Source organism: Streptomyces incanus (assembly GCF_042656345.1).
In the GTDB taxonomy this organism is placed as follows: Bacteria; Actinomycetota; Actinomycetes; order Streptomycetales; family Streptomycetaceae; genus Streptomyces; species Streptomyces incanus.
In genome coordinates this window covers 1-20,585 of record NZ_JBHSPC010000023.1, presented here as the reverse complement: position 1 = coordinate 20,585, position 20,585 = coordinate 1, and the positions used below count along the sequence as shown (strand labels likewise).

Here is a 20,585-nt window from a genome sequence, read left to right as displayed (position 1 = left end):
CGGCGCGAGCCACGCGCCGCCGGCGTACAAGGAGGCATCCGTGCCGCATGTCCTGGTTCTCAACGCGTCGTACGAGCCGCTCGGCGTCGTACCGCTCCGCCGCGCGCTAGTCCTCGTCCTCGAGAGCAAGGCCGTGTGCCTCGAGGAGTCCGGCGCCTACCTGCACAGCGCGACCGTCACAGTCCCCGCACCCAGCGTGGTCCGGCTCAAGCGATTCGTGCGGGTTCCCTACCGGGGGCCCGTTCCACTCACCCGCCGCGCGCTCTTCGCCCGCGACGGGGGCCGGTGCATGTACTGCGGTGGTGTCGCAACCAGCGTCGACCACGTCATCCCGCGCAGCCGCGGGGGCAAACACGTCTGGGACAACGTGGTGGCGTCCTGCCGCCGCTGCAACCACGTGAAGGCCGACCGTCACCTGTTCGAGCTGGGCTGGCGGCTGCGCCACAAACCGGCCCCGCCCACCGGCCTGGCCTGGCGCATCATCGGCACCGGCCACCGCGACCCGTGCTGGCTCCCGTACCTCCAGCCCTACGGCGCGGACGACGCGATGGCCCGCATCGACGGCCTGTCCCGGGTGGACGGGATATCCGCCTGAGCGGTCCGGGCCGGGCCTTCGCGTGCGTGGTGCCGGGGCGGTTCCGGCACCACGAGCGGAAGCAGGCTGCGACGGCTGGGGCGGTCGGCATCCGGCCGGGGCCCCGTCAGGGGGAAGCCGTTGGAAGACGGGGCACGACGGGTGCTGTCACGGAGGTGTCGACTCATTGGAGTGACACGTTGATGATCTGCGGGCCCTTAGCTCCTGGAAGTCTGCCGGCGTACGCCGTTGACGGGTCCGGTTGCCCTCGGTGTTGCCGTCGGACGGCTGCTACTCGCCGCCGAGGATGCGGAGGCCGTGATGGAGGCGGAAGTCCTCGTAGTCCTTGAGGTTGAGAGTGGCCAGTGGCAGGTCGTAGGTGAGAGCGCTGGCGGCGATCCACATGTCATTCGTGGGACGGGGCCGGCCACGCTGTATCCCAGCTGCCGAAAGCCGTCCCCAAGTGGTGGCGACGGCTTCGTCACCGGGCAGGACCGGGATGTCGGCGAGCCAGTCGGCGAGTTCCTGGCGGCTGCGGGAGCCCCAGTGGCGGATCTCCATCCATTTGGTGAGCTCGCCGTAGGTCACGAAGGTGATCAGCGGCTTGCGGCCGATGAGGCGGGTTGCCAGCGGCCCGGTCAGCTTGCGCTTGTGCAGCAGGGAGGCGACGTCGGTGTCGAGGATGACGGGTTGCATGCGGCGGCCTCAGGCTGCGTCTCGGTGACGCTCGGCGTATGTGAACGCGAGGAACTCCTCCAGTTCCTCGTCCGACTCGAACGTGTCGGCGGCGAGGTCGTCCAGGGAACGGATCGGCTGGGTGTTCTTCGCCGCCAGCAACTCATCGACCGACAGGCGTGGCCTTGGCTGCGGGTAGTAGCCGAAGTCTTCAGGTGCGGGTGTACTCATCAGGACCTCCAGCAGGGCGGAACCGGCTCCACGGTCAGCATACGGGCGCTCTCACCTGCTGACATCAGGTTTCGTTGCAGTGAGCGAGCGCTTGAACACGCGTGTTGGGACACCTCGCCGAAGGTGGCGCCAGCGTAGGGCCCGGGCAGGGCCGGCCCGATCTGCCAGTGCTCGCGGGCCCGGCCGCTATGGCATATCCCCGCTTACCCGGCCCCTGGCTGCGCAGACCGTTTGGCCGGGGCGTCCGGCCGAGACGCCGACGGGGGCAGTCTGTTCGCGTCCGACAGGATGTGCATCCAGGAACCTGGCCTGCTCCGATCCACGGGGCTCGGACCTGTGTGTTCGCCCCTTTTAGCCCTCACATGGGCGGTGTCGAGGACGGCGCGGGTGGCGTCGATGAGGCCGGCCTCTTCGAGTCGGTGCAGCACGGCTTCGTCCGGGCGGCCCCGGACGACGGATCGTGACCAGATGAGGAACCGGCGATGGGCGGTCGACTTCGAGATGCCGAGGCAGGGGGGGGCAGAGCCCGCCGGGCGCAGCCGCTGACCAGCACGTAGGTGATGGCCGCGAACAGCGTCTCATCAGGCGTGTCCTGCGTTCCGCCGCCCTGTGCCCGCACCTTCGACGGAGGGATCAGCGGCTTCGCGATCTCCCCCAGTCCGTCTGGAACAATCCCACTCCGCATACCCCGCCCCATGAACGGCCCAATGACCGACGGCCACATAGGACACGGTCTTGGCAGCGTGCTGGCGTCCGGAAGCCCTTCCATGATCGCCCGGCTAGCGGCGGGGGATTCCAAGAGGCAGTGCGAGAGCGAATGCAGCGGCGGTGGCCAGCCACGCGCTGAAGTTGTCGGCGGGGTAGAGGGCAATGGCCCACCAGGTGTGGCTCACAAGGCCGTCGGGGTCGTAGGCGCGGCCTGCGACGAGGTTGAGGACGAGGAGCATGAGCCCCGCTGCGGTCGCCGCCGCTTCGTTGATCAGCCGCCGGATGAGGAGAGCGACGGCCAGCAGCAGGACGGTGTTGCGGGCGATGTCCATTCCGACCAGCAGCCCGGCCAGATGAGCAAGGGCTGCGGTAACCGTGACCATTCCCCGGTCGAGCGTGCTGACGGGCTGTACCGCTGTGGTCTCCGCCTGGCCGAGTCTGCGGTCCAGGCAGTACATGACGGCAACGATGGCCAGGACAGGGGTGAAGAAGGCCAGCTGCGCGTTTCCCATCCCGCTGGTGATGCTCGGGACGGGGACCTCGCTCTTGCCTGCGAGGAGACACACGGCGATGAGCAGGCCGAGAGCCGCTGGTACTGCCAGCCACTGACGCACCTGTGTCGCGTACAGGGTCACGACAGAGCCCTGCAGTGTTCCTGAGAGGTGACGGTTTTGGTGAACCAGTCGACCTGCTCCTCGACTGGGCGGATGCGGACCTTCCGAACCGCCTCCCAGTCCGCTGGCGCGAGCGCCGCCTGGACACCTTGTCGGGGGACGCCGGCTGCAAGTGCCGCCCAGGCGGCCGCGGCGGAACCCGGCTGACGGCAGTCCTTCACCCCGTGCAGCGCGGCGGTTCCTGTGACCGCCGATTCGGCCATGTCCGCCGCGTACTGGGCGGGGTCTGTGCTGTGGCCGGCCGGGGACCAGTACAGGGGCCAGATTCCCGGCTCGAGCGGAACCTCGGTGGAGCTGATCTGCAGCTCCCGGGGCGCGGGGACACCGGCTTCTCGGAGCTTGCCGATCGGGGCGAGGACGTCTTTCCGCAGCTGGGTGGCGTAGGGGGCGTACTCCGGTGGTACGCACACACGGGGCGCGTCGCCGGCGCAAGCCATGGTGGTGATGCGAGGGCTTGTCGGATGGCGGAAACCCCAGTCGGACACAAGGGCGCGCCCGGTGAGCAGCGTGAGCATGATCGTTGTCAGGGCCACGGCCGCTCCCCACGCGCGCCGGGGGATGCCGGCGAGTGCCCAGAACGCGAGCGCGAGAGCGGCGGTGACGCCCCAGGGGACGAAGTAGACGGACGGTGAGCGTGTGTCGGTGACGCTGGAGAGCCCGTCGACGAAGCCGCCCAGGTGCCGGACCCATGGATTGGCTGTCGCGTGGGGCCACGACAGCCACACCCAGCAGCCGATCGCCACCGCGGGCGCGGCGATGGACTTGGGCATGACGAGCCCGACGCACCAGCCGATGACGAGCCAGCCACAGGACAGCACGATCAGGTGGGCGACAGCGAGCACCCCGGCGCCCTGCGGCAGCACCCGGGCGGCGTCGTACGCCATGACGACAGCGCCGATGACGAGCACCCCCAGGAGGAGGAGAACGGGGGCGGCGGCGCGCAGGAGCTGTCGTATCGCGCTGCGATGGGCAGTGGCGCGCAGTGCTCCCAACATACGGTGGCGTCCCGCCTCCCAGGCGGCGGCTCCCGCTGTGGCCGGGACGACGACCGCCACCGCGTACGCGACCAGCTCGCCGGCTTCGACCCCGTAGCGGGAGGGGACCGGGGAGGCGGCGTCACCGATGTAGAGGGAGACGTAGATGAGGACGGGGAGCATCAGCCAAAGGGCGGCGGATGCGCGGAGATTGGCCCAGGTGATCATTCGGCCGCCTCCAGGAGGGAGGCGTAAGCACTCTCCAGACGTCGGGCGGGGGCGCAGGCGGGATCCGCGTGCTCGGTGAACTCCTGCACGGTGCCCCGGAAGCGCGCCTTTCCGGATTCGAGGACCACGACTTCGTCGAAGGATTCGTCCAGGTCGCCGATGTCGTGGGTGGAGACGATGACGTGGACGGTTCCGCGCAAGGAGGCCAGCAGGTCGAGGAACCGGCGCCGCTGGTGGGGGTCGAGGCCGACGGTGGGTTCGTCGAGGAGGAGGAGTTCCGCGTCGTGGACGAGGGCCTGCGCGATGGCGATGCGCTGCTGCTGACCGCCGGACAGTGTCTTGATCTTGTCATCGAGCTTGTCGCTGAGGCCCACGCGTTCGATGGCCGAGGGTGCGGCATGCCAGGCGTCGCGCTCACGCATGCCCTTGAGCCATCCGACGTAGGCGACGTGTTCGCGGCAGGAGAGTCCGGGGATGAAGCCGGGGCGCTGCGGCAGCCAGGAGACCTTTTCGCGGTAAGCGCGCAGATGCCTGCGGGTGGCGGAGTCGAAGTCAGCGTAGCTGACGGTTCCTGACTGGGGTTTCTGGGCGCTCGCACCGAGGGAGAGGAGCGTGCTCTTCCCGGCGCCGTTGGGGCCGAGGAGGACTGTGTGGCCGGGCGAGAAGCGCAGCGTGAGACGGTCCAGGACCGGGCGAGAGCGTGACCTGTATCGGAAGGTGCAGGCCTGATAGTGCAGGGGCATGGGTCGTACCTTGTCCACGGGGAATGGGAGCACCCCGGGGGCACGTCCACCACGGCGGACGTGCCCCTGGGGGCGAAGAGCTCTATTGCGACCAGTACGTGACCATCAGTGTCCGCACGGTGACGTTGAGCCCGGAGGTGCCGTAGTTGACGGCGAAGCAGTAGTCGCCCGAGCTGTGGTCCGACCAGTTGCTGGAGCGTCCGGTGAACTTGATGTTGGTCGAGCCGCCCGTGTCGTACCAGTGGCGGGAATCGAAGCCGGGACCGGCGTTCGTCAGCGAGTTGCTCCAGGAGGCGGCTTGAGCCGGAGCGGTGATGACGCCGAGGGCAGCAGTGGCGCCGAGAGTGACGGTGCCTATGCGGCGAGCGGGCTCACGCAGGGTGTTGAAACGCGCAGAACGCATATGTATTTTTCTTGAGTTGATTGCGTAGAGATAGTGATCATCTAAGTGGACAGGTCGATGATGATCAAGGGATTGCTGCTTCCTGGTAGCCGCCACATGTCCCCCAACCAGTATCTGAAGAAGCAGAGTTGACGCCCCTGACTTCGCTGATCAGTAAGGGAATCGCTCGGAATGGTCGAGAGCATCAGCGAGGACATGCAGCGATGAACGGCTTCGACTTCGTGAAGTCCAGCCACAGCAACACCTCTGGCGAATGTGTGGAGGTCGCCCTCGGTACCCCCCAGGTCGTGGCCGTACGGGACTCCAAGGATCCCGACGGTCCGATACTTCGTCTCGCGGCGGCGACCTGGGCGGAGTTCACCGCTTCGCTGGGCTGACTGTCCGTGGGGCCATCGAGGAGGGCCGGCCCGGCGTGGGCGGTATCTCCGCCTGACCAGCCTGCCCCGGCCCGCATCCATCCGGGCACGGCGGCGCGACGGCCACGCCCTGGCACCCGGTGAACCCCCGTCCCCCCGGGCACCGGGGCATGGCCGCCGCGCCGGCCGGTCAGGCGTACCGCAGCTGGGTCGGGTCGGCCGAACGGTGCAGCAGGGGGAGCGCCGTTGCCGAGGCCAGGAGGCAGGCGGCGTAGGCCGCCGGGGGCACCAGCAGGGCCGCCCAGGGCAGGGACGGTGCCTTCGCCAGCGTGCCGTAGCCGACGCCGATAGCCATGCCGCCGACGCCCGCGAGCAGCAGGGCCGGGGCCAGGGGCAGCGCGGTCTCCAGGAGCAGCGCCCGGTTCAGTACCGGGCGCGGCACACCGGCGGCGGTCTGCGCGGCCAGTCCCCGCCGACGGGTGGCCAGCGACTCGGCGGTGCCGACGGCGAGAGCGGTCAGAGTGATCAGTACCGCCACCGTGATCGCCGCGGCGGTCAGGTTCAGGCCCGTCGTGTAGTACGACATGGACCCGCCCAGGGACCCCTGGTTGCGGTGCAGTGCCGCGAGGAACGCGTGGCGCACGCCCATGAACCCGGTGCCGACGACCGTCACCAGCAGCATGGCCGCATGCGTACGGGCCGCCGCCCACGGGTCGGCGCGCAGCCGCTCCGCCGCGATCAGCACCGCCGCCGACCGGGCCCGGCCCGCGAGCACCCGCCCCACCAGCCGGGAGGAGGCTCCGGCCAGCCACACCGCGCCCGCGCCGACCGCGAGCAGCGCGGCGAACATCATCACCGGGAACTGCCAGTTCGCCCCGCGGGTCGCTGCGTGGTCGGTCATCGCGGTCGCCACGCCCACCGCCACCACCAGCGCCGCCCCGCCCAGGAACAGCCGGCCGGGCCCGCGTGCCGAACGGATCTCCGTCACCCGGCGTACCGGGCCGAGCGGCGAGGCCACCACCCGGCGCAGCGCCAGCGCGCTCACTGCCGCGCCCAGCACCGGCACCGCGAGGGCGACCAGCGCGACCACCACCCAGGCGAGGGCGTCCGGCTGTGCCTCCAGGCCCAGCAGGAGCAGGACCGAGACGACGGTCGCGACCGCCGAGCCGAGCAGACAGGCCAGCCCGGTCTCCAGCGCGGCGATCCGCCGCACCTGCCAGGGCGTCGCCCCGGCCAGCCGCAGTCCGGCCAGCCGCCGGTCCCGGTGCACGGCGCCGACGCGGGCGCACTGCCCGAGGAACCCGAGGACCGGGACCAGCAGGAGCAGCAGACCGAGGATCACCCCGGCGCGCGTCCCCGGCTCGTCGACCAGTCCCTCGGCGACGGACGTGCTGGTGCTGCGGCCGCCCAGCGACAGCAGGACTCCGGCGGCGAGCGCGCACCCGGTGGCCAGCGCCGCGCCGGTCGCGGTGAGTGCGACCCGCCACCACTCCCGCCGGTCCGAACCGTGCGTGAGCAGCCAGGCCAGCCGCAGATCGGAACGCCAGGTGCCCGAGGAGGGGCGGGTACCCGAGGAGGATCGGGTGTTCGAGGAGCCGGCGGCGTTCACGCGGTCACCTCCAGCGGTGTCAGTGTCCCGTCGCGCAGCTGCGCCTCGCGGTCGGCGTACGCGGCCACCTGGGCGTCGTGCGTGATCAGCAGCACCGCCGTGCCCGCCTCCCGGGCCGTGTGCGCCAGCGCCGTCATCACCTGCTCGCCGGCCAGCGAGTCCAGCGCGCCGGTCGGCTCGTCCGCGAAGACCACCCTCGGGCCGGTGACCAGGGCCCGCGCCAGCGCGGCCCGCTGCGCCTGCCCGCCGCTCATCTCGCCCGGCCGCGACTCCGCCTGCCCGCGCACCCCGAACCGCTCCAGCCACTCCCCGGCCCGCTCCCGGGCCTGCGCCCGCCCGGTGCCGGCCAGCATCAGCGGCAGCGCCACGTTGTCGAGCGCGGTCAGCTCCGGAACGAGCTGCCCGAACTGGAACACCACCCCGAAGTCGGTACGGCGCAGCTCGCTCAGCCGCTTCTCCGGCAGTTCCTCCAGCCGCTGTCCGTCGTACGTCACCGTGCCGGCGTCGGGGCGGACGATCCCGGCCAGGCAGTGCAGCAGCGTCGACTTGCCGCTGCCGCTGGGGCCGGTCACCGCCAGGATCTCCCCGGCGCGCAGCTCCACGGAGGCGTCACGCAGGGCGAGCGTCTTGCCGCGCGCCTTGACCAGGCCGCGGGCCGCGAGCAGCGGTTGTGCGGGGCCGCTGCCGGTGTCGGCACCGCTGCCGGTGTCGGTGCCGTCGCCCGTGGGGCTCCCGCCGCTCCCCTTGCTCCGGTTGCTCATGCTGCGTCGACCTCCGCGGTCAGAGTGGTGAGCCGGGCCGCCGTGGTGGTGATCCAACGGAGGTCGGCATCCAAGTGGTTGAGGGCGTAGTCCGCCGAGAGCACGGTCGCCAGTCCGGCCCCGGCCGCGGACTTCACCGCGGTGAGTTCCCGCATCCGCCCCATGTGGGCGGCGCGTTGGGCGCGCAGGTACGCGGCCGGGTCACCGCCGGACAGGATCGACACCACGACCTTGGCGAAGATCTCGTTCGTCACGAAGGGCGCGGGCGGAGCGATCTCCCCGGCCCAGCAGGCCAGTTCACGCTCCCCCGCTTCCGTCGTGCGGTACGCGGTCCGCTCCGGACCACCGTCCGACTCGGTGCCGTCGACCTCGGCGAGGCCGTCGCGGACCAGGCGTTGCAGGGTCGTGTAGACCTGCCCGTAGGCCAGGGGGCGGGCCTCGGGGAATTGTTCGTCGTGGCGTCGCTTGAGGTCGTAGCCGTGGCTCGGCCCCGAGGCGAGCAGGCCCAGCAGGACGTGACGGGTGCTCATGGATCTCATTATGCACTGAGTACATGTACTGAGTGAATAGCTACTCGCGAAAAGATCATCGAGTCCGGAACCGGAGGGTCGCAAGGATTTAGGGGTGCGAGGCCGGGGACGGCTCGGGGCCGTGAGGCCGGGGCGGCCCGGGGGCCGGGCGTCCGTCCTGGTGCCCCCGGGCCTCTCCGCCCCGCCTCACCTCAGTCCGCGACCGCGTAGGCCTCCACCGACCACAGGGAGTAGCCCCACTCGGTGGCGCGGGCCTCGCCCTGGACGCGGACGTGACGGACGTCGGGTTCGTCCATGCGCAGCGTCTCCCGCCCGCCGGCGCTGTCCGCCACCGACACCGCCGTACGCCAGCTGCGGCCGTCCGACGAGACCTCGACGCGGTACGCCGACGGGTGCGCGTCCTGCCAGTGCAGTGCGACCCGGCCCAGCCGCACCGGGCGTTCCAGGTCGACCTGCCACCAGGAGTCGTCCTCGACCGGGGACGACCAGCGCGTCGCCGGGTCACCGTCGTTCGCCGCCGAGGCGGGGAAGTCGGGCGTCTCGTCGGCCGAGGAGCTCGACGTGCCGGTGCGGGCCAGGTCGGGCCCGGCGGTGCGCGGGACGGCGTTGACCGGCAGCGTTTGTGTCACCCCGCCGAAGCCGAGCCGCACCTCGTACGACCGGACCGGCGTCCCCGGCTCCACCGTCACCTCGACGGGCACCTCCACGGGCGTGCCGCGCGGGACGGTCAGGGCGCCCTTCGGAACCCGTACCTTCACGCCCTTCGGCGCCTCGACGGTCACCTTGCCGCGCACCTGCTCGGGGAGCAGCGACCCGAGCGTGGCCGTCAGCCGCCGGGTGCCGCCGATGTCGGTGTCCGCGGAGCCGTCCGGCAGCGTCATCGAGACGCCGGGCTCGTCCGTGAACCACGGCACGACATGCCGTACCCGGGAGGCGTCCGCGCCGGTGACGCGGACGGCGCCGGCCGGTCCGTCCACCCGCAGCTCGGTGGCGCCGGAGGCGGCCAGTGTGCCCAGGCGGCGCCAGCCCGCGCCCGGCGCGTGGATCTCGACCGTCCCCGCGGTGCCGGGCTCGGCCAGGACCGTCACCGTGCTCAGGTCCCGGACCCGCGGCAGCTGGAGCACGCCGTCGTCCGACCGGCCGCCGGAGCCGGCGGTCGCCTCGCGGCCGATGCCCGCCCAGGTCTCGTACGCGTCCCGGGCCCGGTTCAGGAACGGGTCCAGGACGCCCTTGCCGACCGTCACCCGGGCGGGCTTCAGCAGCGTCCGCCGCTCGGCCAGCTCCCGGTACGCGGTCCAGGAGGCGCCCGCGTCGTCGGACTCCTGCGCGCGCAGCATGTCCAGCGCGGTCAGGCCCGCCTCGCCGTAGCGGGCCAACTGCCCGGTCCAGGGTGCGACCTCGTCGGCGAGCGAGGCGGTGCGCGGGTCGCCGGCCAGGGTCCCGGGCAGCTCGCGCAGCACCGTGAAGGCGGCGCGCAGCCGCTTCTCCGCCGCGCGGCCCTCGTCGCCGCCGGCGTCCGCGCGGGTCCGCCAGAACTCCTTCAGCAGCGGCCGCAGGTACGCCGACTCCTCGGCGCCGAGGACCGAGGACGCGTCGTTGCCCGCCAGCGCGGACAGCGCCTCGCCCAGCACGGGGTCACCCCCCGCGAGGTCCTTGATCGCGGCCCGCCAGGACTCCTGGGGGTCGTAGGCGCGCGGGTTCCAGGCGAAGTCGGCGGCCGTGAACAGGGGGATGCGGGACGCCTCGGGCTGCTCCATCGCGTTCGCGAGCAGGGCGGCCGAACCGGCGGCCACGGCGGGCTCGCGGCCCTGGTAGGGGCCGAGGAAGATCCGGCCGGGGGCGAAGTCGTTGACCGGATAGTTGTCCATGGTCACCAGCGGGCGCGCGAACACCTTCCGCGCCTCGGCCAGGTCGCCGCCCGTAATGGTGCTCGGCACCACGCCGACCCCGGTCCACGCCACCTCCACCCCGGAGTCCAGGGCGTCCGAGAGGGCCCGCCGGTACGCGGTCGACCCGTCCTCGTAGTACTCGGTCGGCATCAACGAGAGTGCGGCGGAATCAGGGTGACGGTCCGCCAGGTGGCGGGCCACCGCGTTCGCCACGTACGCCTGGGCGCGGGCGGCGGCGTCGGGGCCGGAACCGAAGCGTTTCGCGTCCTCCCCGCAGTGCCACTCGCTGTAGCTGACGTCCTGGAACTGCAGCTGGAAGGCCCGGAAGCCCAGCGCCCGCATCGCGTCCAGCTTGCGGGTCAGCGCGCGCAGGTCCTTGTCCGAGGCGAAGCACATCGCCTGGCCCGGCGCCACCGCCCAGCCGAGCGTGACGTGGTTGCTCCGGGCCCGCTCCGCCAGCTCCCGGAACTCCGCGCGCTGCCGGTCCGGGTACGGCTCGCGCCAGCGGGCCTGACGGTGGAGGTCGTCACCGGGCGCGTACAGGAACCGGTTCTGCTTGGTGCGGCCCATGAAGTCCAGCTGGCCCAGCCGCTGCCGGTGCGTCCACGGGGTGCCGTAGAAGCCCTCGGTGATCCCGCGCACGGCGGTGCCCGGCCAGTCGCGGACGACGGCGGCCGTGAAGGTGCCGTCGGGACGCAGGAGCTGACGCAGCGTCTGTACGGCGTGGAACAGGCCGTCCTCGCCCGCACCGGTGAGCACGACGGCCTCCCCGCCGACGGTCAGGGCGTAGCCGCCCGACGGGAGGGCGTGAAGGTCCGGCTGGGAGGAGCCCACAGGCCGGTCCGCGCCCATCCGCACCACGAGCGCCCCCTCGGGCGCCTTGTCGCCGGAGGCGGTGAACCGGCGCGCGCCGGCCTCCCGCAGCAGCGCGCGCAGGGCCTCGACGGCATGGGGGTCGGCCGACGCGTCGGTGCTCAGGACGACCTCTTCGGTCACCACGACCGGAGCGCCGTTCGCCCGCAGGGACTGGGGGCGGGGCCAGACGGCCAGGCCCGCCCCGACCCGGTCGGGAACGGGGGACGTCGTCGTCCCGGGAACGGAGGGGGCCGCCACGGAAGCGGGCGCGGCGCCCAGCGTCCCGGCGACGACGACGAACGCGAGGGCGGCCGCCCTCTTCCCACGTCGTAGCTGCAAGGCCCCTCCCGAGGAGACAGAACCGTTACGTGACAGGCCAGGAGCCCATCATTGTGCTCCGGACGTGTCAATCAGAGTGGCCGTTGTGGCGGGTTTGCCCGCATGTGGAATGCGGGAACGGGAACACGATGTGAGCAGAAGCACGTTCCACGGACGGGGATGCCTGCCTTCGCGCCCGCTGGGTAGGGGCTGCGAGGAACCCCGCCGACCGGCGCATCCGTGCGCGAAGCCCCATGAGATTCCGTCCGATTGACTCCGATCGACTCCCAGCGATTCCCAGCGATTCCGATTGATTCCGACGAGGAGGCCCTCAGTGGCTGCTGCACCGGCGTTCGTTCTGTCCCCGCCCCTGTCCAAACCCGAGGCGGACCCGTCCGCCGACCTCGACGGCCTGCACAGCGCCGAAGCCGAAGGCATGCACGCCTGCGTCTTCAGCGCGGAGGCCCCCTGCGCGGGAGTCCCGCTCACCAGCGAGCCCCCGCTGCCCGACGCCGAACCCCTTACCAGCGAGCCCCCGCTCTCCGACGCCGCCCCCCTGACCAGCGAGTCCGACGCCTCCATGGACGCCACCGGACTCGACTCCTTCCCGGCGCAGTACGTCCCGGAGCCCTAGATGGCCGGTGCCGGACCGGCCGAGCCGCCTTCAGAGTCGTCCTCCGACCCTTCCGCGTCACCCTCCGACCCTTCCGAGCCACCGTCCGGGCCTTCCACGCCGCCCTCAGGGCCGGCGCCGGAGCCTTCCGCGCCTTCCGCGGACCTGTCCCGGCTCGCCGCCCTCCATGGCGTCGCCACCTCCTACACCCCCTCCCCGGACCGTACGGTCGCCGCCTCGGCCACCGCCGTCACCCGCGCCCTGGCCGCCCTCGGCGTGGACGCGGGGACCCCCGAGGCCGTCCGTGACGCGCTCACCGCCCGCGAGCGGGAGCAGGCTGAGCGGCTGCTGCCGCCCACCGTGGTCGGCTGGGGCACCGGCATGCCGCCCGCCCTGGCCGCGCTCCCCGAAGGCACCCGGCTGCTCGTCCGCACCGAGCAGGGCGAGACCCGCGCCTCGGCCGGGAACCTCCCGCCCGGCGTGCACCGGGTGACCGCCACCGCGCCCGACGGCCGCACCGGCGAGGCCCACCTGATCGTCGCCCCGCCCCGGCTGCCCGCGCCCCCGGCCCGCTCCTACGGACTCCTCGTCCAGCTCTACTCGCTCCTCTCCCGCCGCTCCTGGGGCATGGGCGACCTCGCCGACCTCGGCGAACTCGCCACCTGGGCCGGCCGCACCCTCGGCGCCGGATTCGTCCAGATCAACCCGCTGCACGCGGCCGTCCCCGGCCCTCCGACCGACCCCTCGCCCTACCGGCCGTCCTCCCGCCGTTTCCCGGACCCGGTCCACCTGCGGATCGAGGACATTCCGGAGTTCGCGTACGTGGAGGAGGGCGAGCGCGGCGTGGAGGGCGAAGGCGAGGGCGGGGGCGTCGCGGGAGCCGAGGACCTCACGGGCGCCGGGGACGACCGCGCCCGGCAACGGGACCCGCGGCGGGACCCGCGACGGGACCGGCTGGGGGACCTGCTCCAGCGGGCCGCGGAACTGCGCGAGGCGGTGCTGGACAAGGGCGCCCTGATCGACCGGGACGCCGTCTGGGCGGTCAAGAAGGCCGCACTCGAAGCAGTGGTGAACGAGGTACCGCTCGGCCCCGGCCGCCTCGCCGCCTACCGCGACTTCCTCGCCGGGCAGGGGCAGGCCCTGGAGGACCACGCCACCTGGTGCGCGCTCACCGAGGTGCACGGCCCCGACTGGCACACCTGGCCCGCCCCACTGCGCGACCCGCGCTCGCCCGGGACCGCGCGGGCCCGCCACGAACTGGCGGACCGGGTCGACTTCCACTCCCGGCTGGCCTGGCTCACCGACACCCAGCTCACCGCCGCCCAGCGGGCCGCGCGCGAGGCCGGGATGCCGCTCGGGATCATCCACGACCTCGCGGTCGGCGTGCACCCCGGCGGCTCCGACGCCTGGGCGCAGCAGGACGTCCTCGCCGCCGGCATGTCGGTCGGCGCACCCCCGGACGCCTTCAACGCCCGCGGCCAGGACTGGGGCCTGCCGCCCTGGCGCCCCGACCGGCTCGCCGCCTGCGGCTACGCGCCGTTCCGCGCCCTGCTCCAGGCCCTCTTCCGGTACGCGGGCGCCCTGCGCATCGACCACGTCATGGGCCTGTTCCGGCTCTGGTGGGTGCCCCAGGGGAAGCCGCCCACCGAGGGCACGTACGTCCGCTACGACGCCGAGGCGATGCTCGCCGTCCTGGTCCTGGAGGCATCCCGGGCCGGGGCGGTGGTGATCGGCGAGGACCTGGGCACGGTCGAGCCCGGTGTGCGCGAGGCACTGCGCGAACGCGGTGTGTACGGGACGTCGGTGCTCTGGTTCGAACGGGACTGGGAGGGCGACCGCCGACCGCTGCCGCCAAAGGCCTGGCGCGCCGACTGCCTGGCCACCGTCACCACCCACGACCTGCCGCCCACCGCGTCCCGCCTCACCGGCGAACACGTCGAGCTCCGTGACGGCCTCGGCCTGCTCACCCGCCCTCTCGCCGAGGAGCACGCGGAGGCCGTCGCCGACACGGCGGAGTGGCTGGACCTGCTGGCGCGGCTCGGCCTGCTGCACGGCCGCGGCGGGCCGGGCGCCGCCCCCACCGAGGAGGAGGCACGCGTCCAGGCCGTCCACCGCTACCTGCTGCGGACCCCCGCCCGGATGATCGGCGTCTGGCTCCCCGACGGCGTCGGCGACCGCCGCCCGCAGAACCTCCCCGGCACCTGGGACCAGTACCCGAACTGGCGGCTGCCCATCGCCGACGCGCAGGGCCGCCCGATCTCCCTGGAGGAGCTGACGGCGTCCCCGAGACTGCGCGCCTTGCTCGACGTGGTCCGCACCCACACCGACCGGCAGGGCGGAGCGGACCGTGGGGCCAGCGCGGACACCCCGGGCGGGACCTGATGGCAAACCGGTTCGAACCGGGGCATGCCTGGCATGTCCGGGGTGCCGTGCGCCACCCCGGACGCGCGGGCCCCACGGCTGTTCGCTACGTTGGCACTGTGGACAAGAAGAACGCCCTGCGCGCCGGCGCCCTGGCAGCCGGTACGACGCTGATGATGCTGCTCATGACGTCCCCCGCGCTCGCGCTCACCCGCGACCACGGGGACGACCCCGGCACGGGCCTGAGCGTGATCGAGACGCTGGGTCTGTACGTCGTGGCCCCGATCGTGCTCTTCCTGGTCATCGCCGGCCTGGTGATGGTCGGCGACAAGTCGCACAAGAAGGACGCGACCAGCTCCAACATCGGGATCAAGCCCGACGCCGAGACCGACGTCAAGGCCTGACCCCGGTCCCGGACTCCGGCCGGTCGTCCCCGCAGCTTTCCGAGGGCGCCGGCCCCGCCCCCGTACGCGCACGCATCACCGTACGGGGCGGGGCCGGCGCCCTTCGTGCCGCGTACCGCTCCGGGCGGCCGGTGTTCCCCCTCGTCCCGTCGGTGGCACGTACGGCATGCTGCCCGGGTGGCCTTTCCTTCCGGCCCGGGACGATCGCCAGGACAGTACGGACGAAGGCAGGGGTGGGGAACGTGATTGCTCTGGTGCTGCTCGGCATCCTGGCGCTCGTCGTCGGCGGGTGCGTGTGCGTGGTGTGGGCGGAGCGCGGCGGGCCCCGGTGGACACGCGTCGTGGCGGCCACGACGCTCGGCGCGGGGGAGCTGCTGCGCCGCTCCGGGAAGAACCGGCGCCGGGGCCTGGACCAGTCCGCCGACGACGGTGACTAGCAGGGTGACTAGCAGGACGTCGCGCGTCCGGCTCGCCCGCATCCCGTTTCGCGCCCCTCTCCGTCCGCGCTTCCGCTTCCCCCTTCACTGTCTTCGTCGAAGGGCTGAAGGAGCGTCAAGGGCGCCCGGAACACAGTGAAGGTGACCGGGCGTCAGGGTGAGGCGCGTCGTTCCTAGACTCTGTCCATGAACACTCAAGCCACCCTGTCCGAGACGCCGGCCGACGACGCCACCGAACCGGCTCTCTTCGCGACCATGTCCACCATGCGGGCCATGCGGCGCCTGCAGCCCGACCCGGTGCCCGACGAGCTCCTGGACCGACTGATCCAGGCGGCCGTCTGGGGCCCCAGCGGCGGCAACATGCAGCGCTACGAGTACGTCGTCGTCACCGACCCCGAGGTCATGGCCGAGCTCGCGCCGCTGTGGAAGCGGTGCGTGGACGCGTACCTCGCCACGACCGGCAAGTACGCCCCCGCCGGCATGGACGAGGCCGCGTACGGACGCATGGTCGCCGCCATCGAGTACCAGCGCGACCACTTCGCCGAGACCCCGGCGCTGATCATCCCCTGTTACCGGTTCCCGGAGCCGAGGATGGAGGAGGAGGGCGTGCGGAAGTACGCCGAGGCGCTCGGTGCCGAGGCGACGGCGCGCATGGGGCGGATCCAGGAGCGCTTCTCCGCCCTCGCGGAGGGCTCCTGCGTCTACCCGGGCGTGCAGAACCTGCTGCTCGCCGCGCGGGCCCTGGGGCTGGCCGCCAACATCACCATCTGGCACCTGATGCTGGAGGAGGAGTGGAAGGCCGCCCTCGGCATTCCCGAGGACATGAACACCTTCGCCGCCATCCCGGTGGGGTGGCCGCGCGGCAACTTCGGTCCGGTGAGCCGCCGCCCGGTCGCCGAGGTCGTGCACCGCAACCGCTGGTAGGCCACGGGGGCCGGGCTCCGGGCGCTGAGTCGCTACGCCGTTGAGCTGCCGGGCCGTTGAGTCGCCGGGCCGCCACCGGGCGCCGGGCGGGGGAGGGTGTGCCCCGCCCGGAACGCGGTGGTGGCCCGGCGTTCGGCTTTCATGCCCCGGACGTCGACCGGTCCGCCACCTCTACCTCTCGGTGGCGAGCAGCAACTCCCTCAGTAGATCGGCCAGTTGTTCCACCCGCTCCCCGTCCAGGGCGGACAGTGCCTCCGTCTGCAGGGCGAGGCCCGCGCCGACCGCCTCGTCGGCCAGACGCAGGCCCTGCTCGGTGAGCGTGACCTGGAGCCCCCGGCGGTCGTGCGGGTCGGGGGAGCGGCGCAGCAGTCCCGCCCGCTCCAGTTTGTCGAGGCGGCCCGTCATCCCGCCGGTGGTGAGCATCAGCGTGGCCGAGAGCCGGCGCGGGGAGAGGGTGTAGGGCTCGCCGGAGCGGCGCAGGGCCGCGAGGACGTCGAACTCCCCGCGCGAGATGCCGTACTCGGCGTATGCCCTCTCCATCCGGTCGCCCATGGCGCGTGAGAGCCGCTGGACGCGGCCGAAGACCTCCATGGCGGCCGTGTCGAGGTCCGGCCGCTCCCGGGCCCACTGTTCGATGATCGCGTCGACGGGGTCCTTGCGCTGCTCGGGGCGTGCACTCATGGGCAAGGAGTATCCGCCCCCCTCCCGATCACCCGCAAGAAAGTAGCTTGCTGGAAAGTTGCTTAGCGCTAAGCTACCTTGTGTCCGCCTGAAGCCACCCCGGGAAGAGGCAGCGCCCCCATGGCCCCGAACCGTGCCACCCTGATCGCGCTCACCGCCCTCGCCCCCGTCTCCTGGGGCACCACCTACGCCGTCACCACCGAGTTCCTCCCGGCCGACCGCCCCCTGTTCACCGGCCTGATGCGCGCCCTGCCCGCCGGACTGCTGCTGCTCGCGCTCGCCCGGGTGCTGCCGCGCGGCGCCTGGTGGTGGAAGGCGGCCGTGCTCGGCGCGCTGAACATCGGGGCGTTCTTCCCGCTGCTGTTCCTCTCCGCGTACCGCCTGCCCGGCGGTCTGGCGGCGGCCGTCGGCTCGATCGCACCGCTGTGCGTGGTCGGCCTCTCGGCGCTGCTGCTGGGGCAGCGGCCGACCGCACACACCCTGCTCGCAGGGCTCGCGGCCGCGTGCGGTGTGAGCCTGGTCGTCCTGAAGGCGGCCGGGGCGCTGGACCCGCTCGGCGTGCTCTCAGCGTTCGCCTCCATCGCCTCGATGTCCACCGGCACCGTGCTCACCAAGCGGTGGGGCCGCCCCGAGGGCGTCGGCCCGCTCGCGCTCACCGGCTGGCAACTGACCGCGGGCGGCCTGCTGATCGCCCCGCTCGCCCTGCTGGCCGAGGGAGCGCCACCCGTGCTGGACACTGCGGCGATCGGCGGTTACCTCTACCTCGCTCTGGTGAACACGGCGGTCGCGTACTGGCTCTGGTTCCGCGGCATCGGCCGCCTCACCGCCACCCAGGCCACCTTCCTCGGCCCGCTCTCCCCGCTTACCGCGGCCGTCGTCGGCTGGGCGGTGCTCGGCGAGGCGCTGACGCCGTGGCAACTGGCGGGCATGGCAATGGCGTTCGGGGCGACGGTGGCGGGTCAGCTTGCACCCGCGCCCCGGCGGAAGGCGCCTGAGCGAGGGGAGCCCGAGCGGAAGGCTTCGCGGCGCCGCGACGCGATGGCCTGCCGTCCATCAGCGGCGCCCCCTGCAAATAACGGAATGGCGGACCGTGACGCGCGGCCTCGCCATCCGTCGGACCCGCGCTGAATCAGCATTCCGGGCCGGCGGGGAAGGTGCTGGCGGGCAGGCGACGGCGAACCGGATGCTCATGGAGGGGGCCACCCTTGCGGAGCGTTGGTCGGAGCCGTCCGTGATCTGCCCCGCCCGCACCGCCGGAGCCGTGGAGGGGGCGGCCGAGGTGCTGCGGACCTGGGCGGCACAGCCGGCTGCCGACGCCACGGAAGCCCGGCTCACCCCACCGTGACCGGGCGGCGCACGCGGTCCGCCGTTTCCACGCCGCCGCGGAACGGATGGCGTGAACGCGCCGCGCGCCGATCCGGCGTGCTCAGTCCGGACGCCCCGCCCGAACGCCGTCCAGCTCGCACCACACGTACTTGCCCCGGTTGCCCTCCCGTGCGAGCGGCTGCCAGCCCCAGACATCGGCACAGGCCCGCACCAGGGCGAGACCCCTTCCGTCCTCCCGGTCCAGCGCCGGAGCGAAGGGTTGCGGCGGCTCGGGCGGGGACGGGTCCGCGTCCCACGCCCCGATCCGCAGGACACCCGACGCCGAACAGCGCACCCGCAGCGCGGCGGGCCCCTTGGTGTGCCGCACTGCGTTGCCGATCAACTCCGTCGCGAGCAGTTCCGCGACGTCGACCTGCCCGATCAGGCCGTGCATCGTGAGGATCAGGCGCAGGGTGCGACGGCAGACGGTGACAGCTCTGGGGTCGTTCGGGATGGAGAGGGAGTACTCCCACGGGTCGGTTTCGAGCATGCGAACTCCTCCGACTGTGAAGGGGATTGGGGTGTGGCGCACTGCCGGGTCGCGGTGTCGATGTCGCTCGCGTTCCGGCATGGCGGAGCGGTGCACTTCCGTGACGTCGGATGCGCAACGTGGTTTCTGCATCACTGAAAGTAGGTCATAAATTTATTACGTGGCAAGTCTGTCGAGTAATCTTCCCCTCGAACGTGTCGCTCTCGTGCGGCCGTTGAAAGGGGGATGACATGCCGCCCAGACGGCAGCCCACGGCGCGCCAGGCACGCTTGGGGGCCGAGCTGCGGAAGCTGCGTGAAGTCGCCGGATTGAAGGCCACCGAGGCGGCGAGCCTGCTCGGAGTGAACTCCGTGCAAATGAGTCAGATCGAGTCCGGTATCGCGGGAGTGAGTGAGGAGCGCCTGCGGCGCCTCGCCGCCCACTACGCCTGTGATGACGAGGCGTTGATCGCGGCGCTGGTGGTCATGGCGACCGAGCGGAAGCGGGGCTGGTGGGAGGAGTATCGGGGTTCACTGCCCAACGGTTTTCTGGATCTCGCGGAGCTGGAGCACCATGCCGGCTTCCGGTGGGACGTGGACTTCCTGCACATTCCAGGGCTTCTGCAGACCGAGGACTACGCCCGCGCCCTCTTCGCTTACATGAACGCGGACTTGGCGAAGAAGGAGGTGGACCGCTGGGTGGAACACCGCATGAGGCGTCGGGCCATCATCGAGAGGCCCGAACCGACGCCCTATGCGACGGTGGTTCATGAAGCGGCCCTGCGGGTCAAGGTCGGTGACCGGTCGCAGGCTGTGGCCCAACTCCGCAGAGTTCTGGAGCTCTCCGACGCGGAGCACGTGACGGTGCGCGTCATTCCCTTCGATGTGGACGGCTTCGGTGGGGCTGGAAGCGCCATGATCTACGCGGGCGGCGCCACTCCCGTTCTGGACACCGTCGTACGCGACGGGCCGCACGGAACGGTGTTCGTCGATGCCGAAGCTCAACTGCAGCGCTTTCGAAAGCTCTTTCGTAAACTGGAAGCGGTAGCGCTTGAGCCAGAGCGCTCCCGCGCGTTCATCCACCGGCTGACGAAGGAGCTGTGAAGTCCGCGATGACGACCCCCGACGTCTGGAAAAAGTCGTCCTACTCCGGCGGTGGTGAAGGCAACGCCTGTGTCGAAGTGGCTTTCCACCGCGACTGTATGGCCATCCGCGACTCGAAGGCCCCCTTCCAGGGCAGTTTCTCCGTCCCCCTCCCCGCCTTCGCCGCTTTCGTCGACGCGCTCAAGGAACACCAAGGGTGCTTGGCGTGACTCGGGGCGCCCTCTGAGAGTCGATCCCCGCGGGTGCGGGGAGCAGCACGCCCTCAAGGAAACCGAGGAGGGCGCCTGGGGACCATCCCCGCGGGTGCGGGGAGCAGGTCGCAGCGGTTGCGATCTCGGTCGCGGTCTCGGGACCATCCCCGCACCCGCGGGGATGGCCCCCCGGACTGCTCGGGCGCCCCGTAGGCGGGTTCCTGCTCCCCGCACTCGCGGGGATGGCCCCGACGCCCTGATCCTGGTGCCGCTGGAGGCCACCTGCTCCCTGCACCCGCGGGGATGGTCCCGGGTAACTTCTTGCCCGAGGAGCAAGAGACCGCTGCTCCCCGCACCCGCGGGGATCCCGAGGATGCTCTGTTCACTCAGGCGTGAACTCGTACTGAAGCTCGTAGAGGTGGCCCGCCTTCACCATGACCGTGGCTTCCACCCGGCTTCGACAGTTGAGGGCTGGTTCTGGGCACGGGGTCGGGAGAATGCGCAGGTCG

Annotated in this window: 22 protein-coding genes and 1 pseudogene; 10 read left to right on the top strand and 13 right to left on the bottom strand. The window is 72.1% G+C overall.

Translation table 11 applies throughout. The annotated features are described in order from the left end of the window. Nucleotides 1–40 precede the first annotated feature (40 nt). Nucleotides 41–595 (top strand): HNH endonuclease, encoded by a 555-nt coding sequence (locus tag ACFP2V_RS09190; RefSeq protein WP_055594740.1) that lies wholly within the window; start codon nt 41–43, stop codon nt 593–595. Between the two features lie 270 nt (nt 596–865). Here the strand turns inward: ACFP2V_RS09190 and ACFP2V_RS09185 are convergent, their stop codons facing one another. From ACFP2V_RS09185 to ACFP2V_RS09155, 7 genes and pseudogenes are all read right to left on the bottom strand, one after another. Further along, nucleotides 866–1,270: a type II toxin-antitoxin system VapC family toxin gene (locus ACFP2V_RS09185; RefSeq protein WP_355888826.1), complete on the bottom strand. Its 405-nt coding sequence runs from the start codon at nt 1,268–1,270 to the stop codon at nt 866–868. Nucleotides 1,271–1,279: 9 nt separating this feature from the next. Then, nucleotides 1,280–1,480, bottom strand: a complete 201-nt coding sequence (locus tag ACFP2V_RS09180) for a hypothetical protein (protein ID WP_381208242.1) — start codon at nt 1,478–1,480, stop codon at nt 1,280–1,282. A 263-nt stretch (nt 1,481–1,743) separates the two neighbouring features. Then, nucleotides 1,744–2,177, bottom strand: a pseudogene (locus ACFP2V_RS09175) (transposase); the annotation flags it as partial. Between the two features lie 82 nt (nt 2,178–2,259). Continuing rightward, nucleotides 2,260–2,823 carry a hypothetical protein gene (locus tag ACFP2V_RS09170; protein WP_381208239.1) on the bottom strand — a complete coding sequence of 188 codons (564 nt, stop codon included), beginning with the start codon at nt 2,821–2,823 and terminating at the stop codon, nt 2,260–2,262. Further along, nucleotides 2,820–4,064: a DUF7224 domain-containing protein gene (locus tag ACFP2V_RS09165; RefSeq protein WP_381208236.1), complete on the bottom strand. Its 1,245-nt coding sequence runs from the start codon at nt 4,062–4,064 to the stop codon at nt 2,820–2,822. The genes ACFP2V_RS09170 and ACFP2V_RS09165 overlap by 4 nt, the downstream gene beginning before the upstream one ends. Next, entirely contained in the window at nt 4,061–4,807 is a 747-nt protein-coding gene (locus ACFP2V_RS09160) for an ABC transporter ATP-binding protein (protein WP_381208233.1), read from the bottom strand. Before ACFP2V_RS09160 ends, ACFP2V_RS09165 begins: the two co-directional genes overlap by 4 nt. An 82-nt stretch (nt 4,808–4,889) precedes the next feature. Next, a complete protein-coding gene (locus ACFP2V_RS09155; protein WP_381208230.1) occupies nt 4,890–5,210 on the bottom strand; it encodes a hypothetical protein in 321 nt (106 codons plus the stop codon). Between the two features lie 203 nt (nt 5,211–5,413). On the opposite strand from ACFP2V_RS09155, the gene ACFP2V_RS09150 reads away from it, so the two are divergent. Next, a complete protein-coding gene (locus tag ACFP2V_RS09150) occupies nt 5,414–5,587 on the top strand; it encodes a DUF397 domain-containing protein (RefSeq protein WP_364737419.1) in 174 nt (57 codons plus the stop codon). A 169-nt stretch (nt 5,588–5,756) separates the two neighbouring features. On the opposite strand, the gene ACFP2V_RS09145 is transcribed toward ACFP2V_RS09150, so the two are convergent. The 4 genes from ACFP2V_RS09145 to ACFP2V_RS09130 form a co-directional block, all read right to left on the bottom strand. After that, a complete protein-coding gene (locus ACFP2V_RS09145; protein ID WP_381208401.1) occupies nt 5,757–7,100 on the bottom strand; it encodes an ABC transporter permease in 1,344 nt (447 codons plus the stop codon). A gap of 71 nt (nt 7,101–7,171) precedes the next feature. After that, the gene (locus tag ACFP2V_RS09140; RefSeq protein ID WP_381208227.1) at nt 7,172–7,936 is read right to left on the bottom strand and encodes an ABC transporter ATP-binding protein; all 765 of its coding nucleotides are present in this window, start codon (nt 7,934–7,936) and stop codon (nt 7,172–7,174) included. Further along, on the bottom strand, nt 7,933–8,466 hold the full coding sequence (locus tag ACFP2V_RS09135) for a PadR family transcriptional regulator (protein WP_381208224.1): 534 nt from the start codon (nt 8,464–8,466) through the stop codon (nt 7,933–7,935). Before ACFP2V_RS09135 ends, ACFP2V_RS09140 begins: the two co-directional genes overlap by 4 nt. Before the next feature lie 191 nt (nt 8,467–8,657). Continuing rightward, nucleotides 8,658–11,549, bottom strand: a complete 2,892-nt coding sequence (locus ACFP2V_RS09130) for a beta-N-acetylglucosaminidase domain-containing protein (protein WP_381208221.1) — start codon at nt 11,547–11,549, stop codon at nt 8,658–8,660. 313 nt (nt 11,550–11,862) lie between these two features. Between ACFP2V_RS09130 and ACFP2V_RS09125 the strand changes: the two genes are divergently transcribed. The 5 genes from ACFP2V_RS09125 (at nt 11,863) to ACFP2V_RS09105 (ending at nt 16,267) form a co-directional block, all read left to right on the top strand. After that, the gene (locus tag ACFP2V_RS09125; protein ID WP_326752784.1) at nt 11,863–12,162 is read left to right on the top strand and encodes a hypothetical protein; all 300 of its coding nucleotides are present in this window, start codon (nt 11,863–11,865) and stop codon (nt 12,160–12,162) included. Continuing rightward, entirely contained in the window at nt 12,163–14,523 is a 2,361-nt protein-coding gene (malQ, locus tag ACFP2V_RS09120; protein ID WP_381208218.1) for a 4-alpha-glucanotransferase, read from the top strand. Nucleotides 14,524–14,621: 98 nt separating this feature from the next. After that, the gene (locus tag ACFP2V_RS09115) at nt 14,622–14,906 is read left to right on the top strand and encodes a hypothetical protein (protein WP_381208215.1); all 285 of its coding nucleotides are present in this window, start codon (nt 14,622–14,624) and stop codon (nt 14,904–14,906) included. A 233-nt stretch (nt 14,907–15,139) separates the two neighbouring features. After that, on the top strand, nt 15,140–15,343 hold the full coding sequence (locus ACFP2V_RS09110) for a hypothetical protein (RefSeq protein ID WP_381208212.1): 204 nt from the start codon (nt 15,140–15,142) through the stop codon (nt 15,341–15,343). 186 nt (nt 15,344–15,529) lie between these two features. Continuing rightward, nucleotides 15,530–16,267, top strand: a complete 738-nt coding sequence (locus ACFP2V_RS09105) for a nitroreductase family protein (RefSeq protein ID WP_381208210.1) — start codon at nt 15,530–15,532, stop codon at nt 16,265–16,267. Nucleotides 16,268–16,438: 171 nt separating this feature from the next. On the opposite strand, the gene ACFP2V_RS09100 is transcribed toward ACFP2V_RS09105, so the two are convergent. Further along, nucleotides 16,439–16,948: a MarR family winged helix-turn-helix transcriptional regulator gene (locus tag ACFP2V_RS09100; protein WP_381208207.1), complete on the bottom strand. Its 510-nt coding sequence runs from the start codon at nt 16,946–16,948 to the stop codon at nt 16,439–16,441. Between the two features lie 120 nt (nt 16,949–17,068). On the opposite strand from ACFP2V_RS09100, the gene ACFP2V_RS09095 reads away from it, so the two are divergent. Beyond that, nucleotides 17,069–18,076 carry an EamA family transporter gene (locus ACFP2V_RS09095; protein ID WP_381208204.1) on the top strand — a complete coding sequence of 336 codons (1,008 nt, stop codon included), beginning with the start codon at nt 17,069–17,071 and terminating at the stop codon, nt 18,074–18,076. Nucleotides 18,077–18,374: 298 nt separating this feature from the next. Here ACFP2V_RS09095 and ACFP2V_RS09090 read toward each other — a convergent pair whose 3' ends face one another. Then, nucleotides 18,375–18,803: an ATP-binding protein gene (locus tag ACFP2V_RS09090; protein ID WP_381208201.1), complete on the bottom strand. Its 429-nt coding sequence runs from the start codon at nt 18,801–18,803 to the stop codon at nt 18,375–18,377. Nucleotides 18,804–19,033: 230 nt separating this feature from the next. Between ACFP2V_RS09090 and ACFP2V_RS09085 the strand changes: the two genes are divergently transcribed. Beyond that, nucleotides 19,034–19,885: a helix-turn-helix domain-containing protein gene (locus ACFP2V_RS09085; protein ID WP_381208198.1), complete on the top strand. Its 852-nt coding sequence runs from the start codon at nt 19,034–19,036 to the stop codon at nt 19,883–19,885. An 8-nt stretch (nt 19,886–19,893) separates the two neighbouring features. After that, complete coding sequence (locus tag ACFP2V_RS09080; RefSeq protein WP_381208195.1) at nt 19,894–20,094, top strand: DUF397 domain-containing protein; 201 nt, start codon at nt 19,894–19,896, stop codon at nt 20,092–20,094. Nucleotides 20,095–20,585 lie beyond the last annotated feature (491 nt).